The sequence below is a fragment of the Microbacterium binotii genome (assembly GCF_021398715.1).
GTDB lineage: Bacteria > Actinomycetota > Actinomycetes > Actinomycetales > Microbacteriaceae > Microbacterium > Microbacterium binotii_A.
On record NZ_CP090347.1, the window covers coordinates 689806 to 702099 of the forward strand.

At 62.0% G+C, this 12294-nt stretch carries 11 protein-coding genes; 3 read left to right on the forward strand and 8 right to left on the reverse strand.

Going from position 1 to position 12294, the window contains the following annotated elements:
• Positions 1–330: 330 nt before the first annotated feature.
• On the reverse strand, positions 331–1161 hold the full coding sequence (locus LXM64_RS03600) for an HNH endonuclease (RefSeq protein WP_234074657.1): 831 nt from the start codon (positions 1159–1161) through the stop codon (positions 331–333).
• The gene (locus LXM64_RS03605) at positions 1158–2669 is read right to left on the reverse strand and encodes an ATP-dependent nuclease (protein ID WP_234074658.1); all 1512 of its coding nucleotides are present in this window, start codon (positions 2667–2669) and stop codon (positions 1158–1160) included. The genes LXM64_RS03600 and LXM64_RS03605 overlap by 4 nt, the downstream gene beginning before the upstream one ends.
• A 351-nt stretch (positions 2670–3020) precedes the next feature.
• On the opposite strand from LXM64_RS03605, the gene LXM64_RS03610 reads away from it, so the two are divergent.
• A complete protein-coding gene (locus LXM64_RS03610; protein ID WP_234074659.1) occupies positions 3021–4070 on the forward strand; it encodes a DUF3800 domain-containing protein in 1050 nt (349 codons plus the stop codon).
• 100 nt (positions 4071–4170) lie between these two features.
• Here the strand turns inward: LXM64_RS03610 and LXM64_RS03615 are convergent, their stop codons facing one another.
• Both LXM64_RS03615 and LXM64_RS03620 read right to left on the reverse strand, forming a co-directional pair.
• Complete coding sequence (locus LXM64_RS03615; RefSeq protein WP_234074660.1) at positions 4171–4377, reverse strand: hypothetical protein; 207 nt, start codon at positions 4375–4377, stop codon at positions 4171–4173.
• Between the two features lie 181 nt (positions 4378–4558).
• Positions 4559–4873, reverse strand: coding sequence for a hypothetical protein (locus tag LXM64_RS03620; protein ID WP_234074661.1), 315 nt, complete (start codon positions 4871–4873; stop codon positions 4559–4561).
• Between the two features lie 94 nt (positions 4874–4967).
• Here LXM64_RS03620 and LXM64_RS03625 point away from each other — a divergent pair, with 94 nt between their 5' ends.
• Positions 4968–5951, forward strand: coding sequence for a PGN_0703 family putative restriction endonuclease (locus LXM64_RS03625; RefSeq protein ID WP_234074662.1), 984 nt, complete (start codon positions 4968–4970; stop codon positions 5949–5951).
• Here the strand turns inward: LXM64_RS03625 and LXM64_RS03630 are convergent.
• From LXM64_RS03630 to LXM64_RS03645, 4 genes are read right to left on the reverse strand one after another with little or no spacing between them, the layout of a single operon-like run.
• Positions 5930–7681 carry a DUF2357 domain-containing protein gene (locus tag LXM64_RS03630; protein ID WP_234074663.1) on the reverse strand — a complete coding sequence of 584 codons (1752 nt, stop codon included), beginning with the start codon at positions 7679–7681 and terminating at the stop codon, positions 5930–5932. The genes LXM64_RS03625 and LXM64_RS03630 overlap by 22 nt on opposite strands.
• Before the next feature lie 5 nt (positions 7682–7686).
• Positions 7687–8841: an McrB family protein gene (locus tag LXM64_RS03635; RefSeq protein WP_234074664.1), complete on the reverse strand. Its 1155-nt coding sequence runs from the start codon at positions 8839–8841 to the stop codon at positions 7687–7689.
• Between the two features lie 42 nt (positions 8842–8883).
• Entirely contained in the window at positions 8884–9507 is a 624-nt protein-coding gene (locus LXM64_RS03640) for a hypothetical protein (protein ID WP_234074665.1), read from the reverse strand.
• Positions 9507–10505 (reverse strand): DNA-methyltransferase, encoded by a 999-nt coding sequence (locus LXM64_RS03645; protein WP_234074666.1) that lies wholly within the window; start codon positions 10503–10505, stop codon positions 9507–9509. The genes LXM64_RS03640 and LXM64_RS03645 overlap by 1 nt, the downstream gene beginning before the upstream one ends.
• A gap of 161 nt (positions 10506–10666) precedes the next feature.
• On the opposite strand from LXM64_RS03645, the gene LXM64_RS03650 reads away from it, so the two are divergent.
• Positions 10667–11269, forward strand: a complete 603-nt coding sequence (locus tag LXM64_RS03650; protein WP_234074667.1) for a hypothetical protein — start codon at positions 10667–10669, stop codon at positions 11267–11269.
• Positions 11270–12294 lie beyond the last annotated feature (1025 nt).

Here is a 12294-nt window from a genome sequence, read left to right on the forward strand (position 1 = left end):
CGCTCCTTCTGCTCGCGCCCGAAGTCGATGGGGCGGCCACCGATACCCCAGTGATCTTGTTTCGAACAACAGAGATGATTCTACGACCAGGAAGACGGGACGCGGCTACACGCTGACCCGCGGAACGCAGCTTACTCCGGGAAAAGTGGTCGATATCGCACCAAACCTCCGAGCACTCTTGGAGCATGTCGCGATCGAACCTTTGGCGGGACCTCAACGCATTGTCATGACCGCCTTCACCCCCGAGCGTGTGGCGAGACTCGTCAAGCTAGCGCTGCGGGAGTTGGAGAGCTCATTGCCGGAACGGCAGGAGTCGCCCCTACCTCGACATCAGGCGCGCGTGGCAAGGCCGCCCTCACAGAACCACCGGCTCTCACTCCAGCCACGGTACGCAACTTGCTTCCAGATGAACGCTGGCTCCGCGGAGAAGCTCAACGCCATTTCTTCCAAGTAAGAGGAAACCTCGTTCGAGCCGCCTGCCCGGAGGAGCTTCTTGAGATAGCGACGTATACCGGTGAGCTCCACAGCCGCCTGATTCGCGTACAGGGTGTTCAGCCCGAACTTGAGAAAGTGGAACTCGACGCGGGCGGCTTGCGCGGGCGTCCAGCTCGAGTGCGGCGCCACGCTGAACAGCAGTGGGGCGCCAGGCGATTCTTCGACTGTGCAGGTTAGCCATGAACGCGCTGCGAAGTCGTCGTAGTAGCCGTGCAGGATCTGGTCATCAGAGTGCTCGCCGACGTACTCCAGCTTCGTTCCATTGCATTCGTCACATATGGGAACGAGGTTGAGAGGCACGATAGCCAGCTCGGGGAACTTTCGTTTCGGCAGGTAGTGGTCGAGTTCTGAGGCATCGCGTACGAGGCACAGCGGGCATAGTCCGTGTCGTGATGCTTCCCGGAGCTGGTTGTAGTAGCCGCGGGCTGATCCCCTCAGCAGGCGGTTCTTGTATGCCCATCTGACGGCGGCGCGCAGCTCAGCTGCTACCGCGCGATTATGTTGACGGAACTCATGGAGTGATTCCGCATTCGCAAGCACATCGAAACTTGCCTCCGCCTGTTCAATATCTGCGGCGCTTGTGACGATGCGGGCTTCGTTGAGGGTGTCGCTGAAGGTAGCGATGATGTCGGCGACACCGAACCCCGGTCGATCGACGGAGATCATTGGTTGCCTCGCGCCGCGAACCACGATCGCAGGATCGCGCGTGCTTCGCCTCCGAGCTGATTATTGAATCGTCGTACGACGTCCTCGTAACTCTCCGCTTCATCGGCAGCCTCTTCGAGAAGCTTGTAGAAGCCCGATCGCGTAACTTCGAGCTTGAACACGTCGTGTGTGAGAACGCCGACGTTCTCGCCGAATGTCTCACGTGCTGGTCGATCGACCTTGTTCGTACCTCCGCTCCTACGAATGACGAGCGCACAGCTTCGAGGTACTTCTTGCAGGAGCACTGGCGAGTGCGTGGCTGCGATCGCTACACCGTTCCGCTCCTGCATGAGGCTCGACAGAGCACGCATAAATGCGCTCAGGAGCGGCGGATGCAGGTGTGCCTCAGGTTCATCGAGAAGCACGAGCGATCGCGATACGACGGATTCGACGAGGCGCGTGATGGTTAGTAGGACGATCTTGTGCCCCGAACTCAAGCGACTGAAGGTCTGCCGTACTTGAGTGCGTGGTCGCGCGTCCGGTGCAAGCGCCAACTGCTCCTCAATTAGATCAGCAATCGCTGCGTCCCGAAAGTTCTTGTCGCTCTCGAGGGTGCGGAGCGCGTCCTTCCAAAGCGAGTTCAGTCCCCTCTGGAAGATCCGGTACGCGCTTGCTGCAAACGCCTTGGCAAGCTCCTCCGGCCCGAGAGTCCCTTCGGCCTCCTGTATGCCGATACGCGAGAATCCTACATCGAACGGGCCGTCACCTTCCTGGGGGAGATCGGACTGATCGAAGGCACTGAACGAGACAAAGACCAGATTCTTGAATCCGGGGCCGTCGACGTCGGGGGTATCGAATTTTCCGCGGGGGATGTCGACGTTCTCGGTGCCAAGGAGTTCTCGCGCCATTGAGTTTAGAAGGCGTGTCTTTCCAGAACCATTCCGTCCGATAAGGACATGCACGTTGGTGGGTGGTTCCGACTCTGGCTTTACAGAAAATGGAAGTCGGATTGTTTGGTCGCGATTTACTTCGGGTGGCTGGATAAAGGTGAATTCATAAGGAACTAGTTCGCTACCGCCATGAGCGATGCCGTGAAACTGAGTCTTCGCTGTCTCGACGCCGACTTCCCGAAAAAGCGAGTCATGTATAACGCTGTGTTCCAAAAGGTCATCGATGCGATCCGGCGTGTACGCTAGATCCCGAAGTGAACGTAAAACCGCGCCTGTTCGCTTAGTTCCCAACTCTGCGAGGAGCGTTTCGTAGTAGCTCTGGTCCTGTCCAAGCGATGCGTACGACTTTCCGAGCCTCGAGAATGTCTCTTGGAGTGGGGTTCTAAACTCTTCGTCGTTCGTGTACTTCTCGAACGTCACATCTGCGATCTTGACATGGCCAACACGGGTCAGGTCATTGTCGGCATCTACAACGTAGAGCATGAATAGGGTGCGCCACTGATACCAGTCGTTCCAGGGGACCTTGGCTAGCACTACATCGCCGACAGCTGTCCCTTCGGGCGCACGCGCCGAATCCACAACATGAAACCGCAGCAAGATGTCGCCTACCCTTCCGTCAGGTTGGCCTGAGCCTATCGGTGGCGACCCAGCATCGCGCTCGACCCTTGTGCGCAGGACCGTATGGCATGGAGGCGGTTTGATCCCTTGACGGGAGGCCTATGGGACTATGGAACGCACGCTGAAATGCCTCTGCGCAGTCGTCAGAACGTGCCACAAGCTACGCAGTCAACATGTCGGTGGGCATCCGAAACATGCCCAAGCACGTGGGTCGCCGACCTCCGTGCTGTGCCTCCGCGTTGCCCGACGAGGGTGCGCATACCGCGCAGTCGTGAGTCGCGCTCGGAGCCTCGTCTGACCATGATGAGTTGCATGGACCCGTCACCACAGACCGCCGTCATCGCATGTGACGAGTCTGGTTCCGAGGGTGACAATCTGCTCGACGCTCTCGATCCAGTTTTCGTGCTGGCGAGCACCAATCTAAGCCTCGGCGACGCGGAGGCATTCACGGATCGACTCCGTCGCGACATGCCGACCCAAGCGCCTGAGTTCAAGTCGAAGATCGCACTTCGCGAGAAGCACAGACCCGCACTCTTGAACGCCCTCGACAGTCTCGCTGACGCCGGCAACATCCATCTGGTGGACAAGACTTACTTCGTGACCGCGAAGCTCGTTGATGTGCTTCTCGGAGGTGACTTGGTCGATGTCGGCCTGCATGGCCGCGCACGCGCCGACTACCTTGCGGACAACGCTGCAGCGGCGATTGGTCATCAAAGATGGGACACCCTGCTCAGGTCGTTCGCGACGCTTCTACGGGGCCACCGACGCACGGGGAGGGCACGGCCCACGCCTGACACATTCTTCGCCGCCTTACGAGATGCACGCACGAATTGCCAGGACGGAACGACCGGCACGATGCTTCATCGCATGTGGGCTCGGCGTGACATCGTCAGCGAACTGGCCTCCGCGCCCACCTCAGCAATGAGAGAGATCGACCCGATGTGGCCCTCATTGGTAGCGGTCGCCCACGCGTGGACGATCCGCCTCGGCGATATCCCGCTTGAGTTTGTGGCCGACGATTACGGCAGTATCGGCCTGGACTCGGTTGACGAGCTGATGTCGGCCGCCGCACGCCCGTTCCCGGTGCTCGGGCTTTGGCATCCCGGAGCAGAGTTACGTGGCGTCAGCTTCGTCGACTCGCGGAGCGACGCACGCGTACAGGTCGCGGACATACTCGCCGGCGTCGGCGCAGCGATCTCAAAACTCGCTTTCGCTGGGGTGTTTGACGATCCCCTACAGATCCACGCGCACCCACTCCTAGACGCGAACGTAATGTGCGCCACCGGCTCACCCATCGACGCACTATCCGAGCGCCGAGATTCCCCCTACCTGGAACAGTACCTACGCCGGAGGGGAGGCTAGTGAAGGTCGATACGTGCGGGCTGAGATCCCAGATGCTCGACGAGGTGTGTAGCTGTCACACCACGATCTCCGCGGATGCTCGCTCCTTCTCGAAGCTGACCTAATCGTCGACTTCGACGATCTCGTACTCGGGATCTTCTTCTCCGTCTTGCGGGTAGTCACCGGGGTTGGAAAGGTGGAGAACTTCGCCGCCGGTGCGGAAGTTGTCGAGCTGGTCGGCAGCGTAGGCCTCAGCTTCAGCCTCGGTCTCAAAGATGGCTTCCTCATCATCGAAGCCGTCATCGTCCCATTGAACCCTGAAGCCCACGACACCCTCCAGTCCGCGCGCGTTGCACTCCTCAGGTGAATGTAAAGCCGTAAGACGGGCCACCGCAAACTGGCACCCTCCCATGGGAACACGCGCTTGGCAGATCATGCTGCGAAGGCACCTTCTTCTGGTCCCTGCTACTCGATCGTCGACTCACCGACACCGAGAAAGCAGCGCTCGGCTACAGCCGGTCGATCCAGGTGTCCTCATCGCGGTCGGCCCACGAGTTCCCGGTGGACACGCGATGCGCGCGGGAGGCGCGCGCGCTAAGCATGTAGATAAGTAGATTCGCCTTGTCGGCCTCAAGCTCCGCGGCAGAGCCAATGTGAACGCCCGTGAGCTCTTCCACCATGTCGAACTGCTCACGGGCACCGGTCACGCCGATGATCGCGAAGAGGTGGCGAATCTTCTCCCGCTGAACCGGAGTCATGATCCTGGGCTCGGTCGGGGCATCCTCATCGGCGGAATCCTTAAGGTCGAACAGTCCATCTCCCACGCCTCCATCTTGCCCCGTAGCCGAGGCATGCTCTCGCAACAGCCGAGGCATGCCCTCACAACGTGGAGCATCGGCCGGAAGCTATCTTGGATGGATGCGTGAGACCGTCATAACCAAGTCGGTCACGCTGGGCGCGCTTGGAGATCAACCGCGTTTGTCGGAGCCGAAGCACGCCCGCCGCGCCCGCTTCCATCAGTCCTGGTACCGAGCAGTTCGGCTTGGTGTTCCTGGCTGGGGCAAGACCCCTATGGGACGACCCCTCGGCAGCATCCTTCCGGTGGCCGCCGCCGCAGCCGGGAGGAACTTCACCTCACCCGAAGCCGAGGCGATGTTCGTGAAGCGTCGGACGCTGGGATGGGGCGTTGATCCTGTCCGGATGACCAGCCACATGACCTCAAGCCAAGCGCTACTCATGAACCTGTTCGGACCGCTCGCCGACGATCCGGACTGGCTACTCGAAGTCCTCTGCATCGTGCTTGCTCGGCCCGACCTGACTGAGGTGCTCGATGTCGCGGTTGAGTTCGCACCGCCAAAGCGTAATCACTACCTCGGTGACATGACACGGGTTGATGCCTTCGTGAAGCTTGCAGTGGAGGGTGGTATCGAGGGCCTCGTCCTGGAACTCAAGTACGCGGACCGGTTCAGCAGTCGAAGGCTGCCACTCTCGGAGAGTCCTCGGTATCGCGACCTTGCCGAATCCACCGGCCTCTGGAGATCTTCCGGCCTCACCTTCTCCGATGGCCCGGTGAACCAACTTGTGCGCTGCCACGCGCTCGGCGCGCGCACCCTGCAGGTCGATCTTGGAGCAACCGTGCCGGTCACGCTCATGCTCGTGCACCATCCGCTCGACTTGAGCGCTGGCCCCGTCCTTGATGAGTACCGTCGCCAGCTCGCCAATCCGAAGCTCGCGACGCGTGTCGATCTTGAGCGCTTCCTAGAGACTGCGCTCGCCTCGGCTCCTGGCGTCAAGCAGGCTCAAGGTATCCGCACGCTTCAACTGCGCTATATCAGCCACGAAGAGAGCGAGGCTCTTTGGCACGAGCACCTCGCGGCAACTCACCCCACCAGGCGGAGGTGACGGCGGTGGTCGTCTAGGACAGTCAAGCCAAGCGACTCGAAGAGGCTTGTCAGCCAGGCGCGGAGGTCCCGGTCGTTCCCTGGCAGAAGCGGAAGGGCTCCGATGCCAACCTCGTCAGCAGAATCGCGCAGCTTGTAGTCCATCCCTGACATCGGCCATGGAAACAGCGCCACGCCGGCGACGACTGGCCGGATCGGCTCGTTCTTACCATCGAGCACCTGGATGGCATCCCGGTACCGGTGGAGTTGATTGACCGCGTCGATGGGCGCCCCCGCCGCACCGAACTGCTTTATGTACTCGGGCGACCCGACGATGCGGTACTTGGCGTCGAGCACGATCATGATATCCAAACCGCCTGATGCCACGACGCGAAGCACGATGTCGGGCTTCTGAATGCCAGTCGGGACGTCGAACGCTGGGTTGTAGGCGAGCGCAGCCTGCACGAACTTGCCGGGGAGCTTCACCGAGCGCGAGAGCCCCTTGCGGAGTGTGAAACGCAAGCCCGCACTGTCCGTCGGTATCAGCTCAGAGAAGTCCACTTCGGTACCGAGTAGCTCGGCCGTCACTTGGGCCACCTTAAGGAAGCACCACGTCTCGTACAGATCGTTGAGGTCTGACGTCGAGTACTGGTCGGTGCCGTCGTCGGCGCCAGCGAGCGCAGCGCTGAGTACGGACAGCACGCTGTACGCCTGGCTGTACCCGATCGCGCTCTGAAGCTGCAGCGACGTCGCTGACGCAGGAACCTCGATAGTGGCGGACGAGATAACCGGCGAGAGCAAGAACTGCCCGACGAGTTCCTTGAGCTCGCCGATCTCCGAAAGTTCCGCGTCGAGACGCGGGGGCCGCTTGCCGGTCCGCTCTACCGAGCGTTGCACCCGCGCCGCCTGCTCGGACTCGAGTTCGAGCAAGCGAGCATGCACGAACTTGAGGCGAGACCGGATCCAGCGGTGCTCAAACGTATCGAGCGATTCGAAGGCGCGGGACACTTGAATCTGCGAGCGCACCGGCCCAACGCCCGGAACATTTTGGAAGTCTCCGAACCCGAGCCCGCGCACTACTGCGCGCGTGGCGCCCGCACTGGAGCCACGAACCCGGTATAGGGGCGTTGCCGCATCTTCGCGCACCAGCGCTCGCCGCGCCGATGAGTTGATGTACTGGATTGCGGCGTTAAGTGCACCGAGGTGGATGCGCAGCAAGGTCAACCACTCAATACCCGAGCCGGTCTCGTCGCGGTTCGCTCTTGCCTGCCGATAGGTCCCACGTAGGTACTCAAGGATGAGCGTGCGGCGGACCGCGGCGACTCCCTCCAGAAGCTCCTCGTAGTCCTCAACGTAGTCGATCTTCGAGGGGAACACCTCGGCCTCGATGACCAGCATCTCGTCACCTGCACGGAAGGAGAAGTCGGTCCGCCCGACCTGCCCCCGGAATCGCACCGTGAGCGCCAGCAAGTCCGCCTCAGCGACGACGGTGCGCTGAACGATCAACGTCGGGTCGCGGAATGTGCTCACCGGTTGAAAGCCAGGGAGCTTGCTGCGGACGATCAGCTCGTAGTTGCGTTCCTCGAAGAGCACCGGCCTGGCCGCAGTCTCGACCGGTGAGCCGTTGAGTGTCGCCGCGAAGTGCGGCGTGATTGTCAGGTCCGGGCGAGACTGGAGCGCCACCGGAAACTCCGAGGAGCCGTTGATCTCAACGACCAGCGCGTCGGTTTCGAGGCGGGCAAGCTGGGCCACGACGGCTACGTCCAGTAGTTGGTGAAGCCGGTTTCGACGAGCCTGCGCTGCATGATGTCGATGCGTTGGGCGGATACCGGGAAGGCCGAAGCGGCGCCACCGCTGGGCTGCGCCCACTCACCGAGCTGCTTCAGCAGATTCGAGATAGTCGGTCCGGATCCCTGAATACGCGGCAGTACCTTCATCGAGATCGCCAGATCCAGCGGGTCGATTTGGCCGCCCTCCGTCGACTCGAACTGGTCGGGCTGCTGCTCGGCGGCTAGGACGAACATCGCGATCTCGTCGCGCACGCGGTAGCCAAAGTGCAACTGCGCGGGCTGAAGCAGGTCGTTGAGCTCCGTGAGCGTCTCGATGACCCGGACGACGCTCGACTCGCTTCGGCGCGGGTGGCGGGCAAGTGCCGCGCCCTCTCGACGCCAGGCGTCCGAATGCCACTGCTGGGCTGCCGGCGCCGAAACACCACCCCCGATCAGGCTCAGGTCCACATCTGAGAACTCGATGACGAAGGCTCGGTCGAGAACCTTCCGCGAGAACCCGAAGGTCGTCTCGTCCATGTTGACCGAACCCACGATGGCAAGGTTGCTCGGGATGCCGACCCGCCCCCACTCGTCACCAGCGTCTTGCTTGAGCGGCGTTACGGGTGCACCTTCGAGCAGGACGCCGGCTTCCTCAATGCGGGACAGCACCTCAGCGAAGTAGTACTCGGGGCGAGCGATGTTCATCTCGTCGAGCAGGAAGAAATACTGCTTGTCCGGGTTCTTGGCTGCCTCGCGCGCAAACTGCAGCAGATGGCCGGGTTCGAAATCACTCTTCAGGTTCTTGTACCCAAGCAGCTCACTGCTGTCGTTCCAGTCCGGACGCACCGGGACGGTCGTCGCGACGGCTCCCGTTGCATCGGCGACCAGACGCGGGAGGGCACTCTTGCCGGTCCCCGAGACGCCGGCGAGGATAACAAACGGCTTAGTGCGTATTGCCGTGATGTACGACGCGACCTGCCAGGGTGCGAAGTGGAAACCACGCGCTTCGATGTAGTCGAGTACCGCTTGGATGTCGACGGTACTCAGCGCGACCGTGCTGGCTGTGGCGGCGGGCTGACTTACCGGCGCCGCGGCAACCGGGGCCGCGGGAAGGTAGTCGTCGACGTCGGCAACGTCGGACACAAGCGAGAGAGGCATTCTGAGCGGTTCCGATTCGTTCGTGGCTTAGACCAGCGTCGGGTCGAATAGCGCCGACTCTTCATCGTTCGAGAGTCCGAGCTCGCTTCTGAGCGTAGCGATGAGGTCCGACAGTTCCGCCTGGTGCGTGAGACCGATCGTTTCCAGGTCGCGGTCCCGCAGCCACCAGACAGCAGCGTCGGCAAGGCGAGGCTTCTTGTTCTTGTCAGGATCAGTGCCCTCAGCGCGTAGGAAGGCCTTCTCCAGCTCGCTACCTGGAATCGCGACGAACGTGAACGCCCGCGGAGAACTCCCCGCCACTGCGACGAAGGGTGGCGACGCGAGCGACGTTGCCCATCCCGAGGCGGTGTCAGAGGGACCGTTCGACGGGTACTTGTCTGACCGGAACCCGTTGTCGGTCGCGTTTGCACTTCCGAAAGGGTTAAAGAAGTGCGGTGCCGGCTTCGATTCAGGTCGAACACATGCCCACTCCCGAATCGCCTGCTGAAAGGGCTGCGACGCCATGCCTGTGACGACTTGTGCGCTGGGTCCGCCTGAGTTGACCAGCGCGCGCCGGAAGATCAGGTAGTCAAGCAGCTTGGGATGTGCGCGGGAGGCGCGCAAGCGGTCGACAGCGTGCTTTATGAGGTCGGGTGCCAGGTATAGCGCCACTACGCCTCCTCGTCGTCACGGTGCTTAATCGCCTTCAGCCTATCGGCGGCGATGTCGCAGTACTCCTCACTGATGTCGATGCCGATGGAACGGAAGCCGTGACGACGTGCAAATGCCATGGTCGTCCCCGACCCATTGAAGGGATCGAGTACGACGCCGCCCGGCGGAGTGGTCGCCAAGATCGGTGTACGCACCAAGTCCTCAGAGAACGTTGCCTTATGGAACGACTTCCCCCGGGCGGTGTTTGTGATCCAGGTATCGAGGGGCGGAAGGATGCTGCCCGACGCCATCCTCCTTCCTACCGGATGCCGGTCGTAGTAGTACCACCGGCTCTTCGTTAGATGGAAGACGTACTCCTTAGACATCGAAGAGCGGTCACGCACCTGATCGGGAATCGGATTGGGCTTTACCCAGACGTTGTCATTGCGCACAAGCCAGCCGTCATCCTGCAGGGCTATGGCGAGGCGGTGAGGAATGAGTAGAAGCTGCTTCGGCCGCGCCCATAGGCCGTCGCCTGGGCGATCTTGCGGTCGGAGGCCAAATCGCCGTGCGCCCTGTTTGACCTCGCCACTCTTGTGGGCGCCCTTGCCGCTCCAATAGGTGTCGCCGATATTGATCCACAGCGAGCCGGTGTCCTTGAGCACCTGCCGGCAGAGGTCGAAGACCTCGACCAGCCCATCAATGAACTGACGTGGGTGTGCTTCGAGACCCATCTGCCCGTCTTCCCCGTAGTCCCGCTGCCCGTAGTACGGAGGAGACGTCACGATCGCGTCGACCTGAATGCCCGAGTCGATGAGGCGCTGCAGCTCGGTAAGGACGTCACCCTTGAAGATCATCGACCGGTCATCGGCGTAGTGTGCAGCTTCGGGCAGGTCACCCTCGGTGAAGAATGTCTGAGGAGTGGCAACGGGGTTGAGTGCCTGGTTCGCCGGGGTGCGCTTGAGGCGCCCTCCCTCGACCGACGCCCTGCTCGGTGGCAGTGGGATGATCTTCGCCATTTGCTGCATCGGCCACAGTCTCTCTCGTCGCCCGGATGGATCGCGTCAGGCGCGCCCATAAACGGCTCGCCCGCCGCAAGCGAACAGGTTACGGCCAACCTCCGACGTTCGCCTAACCCGCCCTTCTCGGGAGCGTCGGAGGCGCATGTCATGCTGGGCATATGGCCCGACCCAACCCAGGACCCGCCTCCTGGGACGACGTCTTCGGCGATCTCGACGTGCGCAGACTCGACCATGATGAACGCCTCGACCTTGTTAACGGTCGAATCACCGACGCGCTGGAGGGTAAGACCTGGGCGGCGAAGTCAGCTGGGGAAGAGGGTGAGCTTGCCTGGGACGCTGCCGTACGGACCTTCCTCGACGGTATCTGGGTGGCCTGCATCTTCTCGTGTCATGTTGTGTGCGAGCGTGAGGTTGCGGGCATCATCTCGACTTCCATCGGCCGACTGAACGGAAAGATCCCCGAGAACTGGGAGACCTTTGGCCTTGGCAAGTTGCTCGACGAGAGCAAGAAGCATGACCTTCTCCCACCCCGCTTGATCGAAGACATCCGCCAGGTAGCGAACGCACGGAAGCCCTATGGCCACTGGCGCTCAGCCATTCACGAGGAGTCGATGATGCAGCGCGTGCATGCCGAGTCCGACAGGACCGGCAACGTTGATCGCGCGAATCTCGTCGAGCGCCTAATCGTTCGCGATGCAACGCACGCCATGTTCACCGCAATCCGGCTCTACTTCGGAAGCTACGGCCTCGGCGGTACCTGACGGTCTGTCGTCTCGCGCCGATCGAACGCGCGGAGCGAGTCGGTGCTTCACTCTCCGGTCCTCGTCGCGGCCCATGGCCCACCATGACGCGTCCAGAGGGGCTCACGGGTGACGCGCCACTCGGCAGACTGTCGCGCGCATACTGACGCGTGGATATGAGCTCACGCAAAGACATCGCGACAGGTACTCGAAGCCCCAGGGGCGCGGTTTTGTGATGCAGGTCGCGGGCTTCGCGGAGCTTACACCTCGGCAGCAGCACGCCATGCTCATCGCCATAAACGTTCGCAACGCGATGGAGGACTTCCACGTCGAGCATCCCCGAGTACTGGGAGATCCCAAGCGCCGGACACCGGATCGACGAGAGTGGAGCATTGGTGGCCTCGTGAGACCGCCAAGCTCTACGCCATTCGCATGCGGCGCAGGCCTGCTCTCTCAGGCGGGATCGGCGACCGCGCGTCGGGCTGGTCGACCGCGCCCGCGGAGTGGCACGCCCATCTCGAGTAGGTAGGTGCGTACTGCGGCCCGGTTTGCACCGACGGCAGCGGCGACAGACTCAGGGGAGCCACCTGCGGTGTAGAGCAGCACGGCTCGGATTCCGCGCTCCTCATCGAGCGTTGGACTCCTCGGGGCATTCGATCTGGGCTGCGATCCGCCGCGGGGTCGTCGCTCGATGCCGAGGCGTTCGAAGTTCTGACGGACGTTGTTGTAGCTGGTGTCCAGATAGCCGGCGATGGCAGCGATCGAGAAGCCATGGCGGTAGAGCCGACTTCCCTCCTCTACCTGCTGAGGAGTGAGCGGTTGGCGGCGGAGTTGGACTCCTCTCTCACGGAGATGGTTGAGGAGACCTCCCTTGGATAGCTGATACTCGGCGCAGAGCTGCGGAGTGGTGGCGCCAGCCTCGTACTTCGCGATGATCTCTTCCCAGACGTCAGGATTGAGACGGCGAGTCAGGCTGCGGGGAGCGGGAGCAGGTGGCTCGCTCTGTTGGGGCGAGGCGATCTGCGCGTTGGTGGCCAGCTTCTGGA

What these genes read in the sequence shown, in the direction of transcription:
- LXM64_RS03610 (WP_234074659.1), top strand. Translation starts at nt 3,021, where the DNA reads ATGGACCCGTCACCACAGACCGCCGTCATCGCATGTGACGAGTCTGGT.
- LXM64_RS03625 (WP_234074662.1), top strand. Translation starts at nt 4,968, where the DNA reads ATGCGTGAGACCGTCATAACCAAGTCGGTCACGCTGGGCGCGCTTGGA.
- LXM64_RS03650 (WP_234074667.1), top strand. Translation starts at nt 10,667, where the DNA reads ATGGCCCGACCCAACCCAGGACCCGCCTCCTGGGACGACGTCTTCGGC.
- LXM64_RS03600 (WP_234074657.1), bottom strand. Translation starts at nt 1,161, where the DNA reads ATGATCTCCGTCGATCGACCGGGGTTCGGTGTCGCCGACATCATCGCT.
- LXM64_RS03645 (WP_234074666.1), bottom strand. Translation starts at nt 10,505, where the DNA reads ATGGCGAAGATCATCCCACTGCCACCGAGCAGGGCGTCGGTCGAGGGA.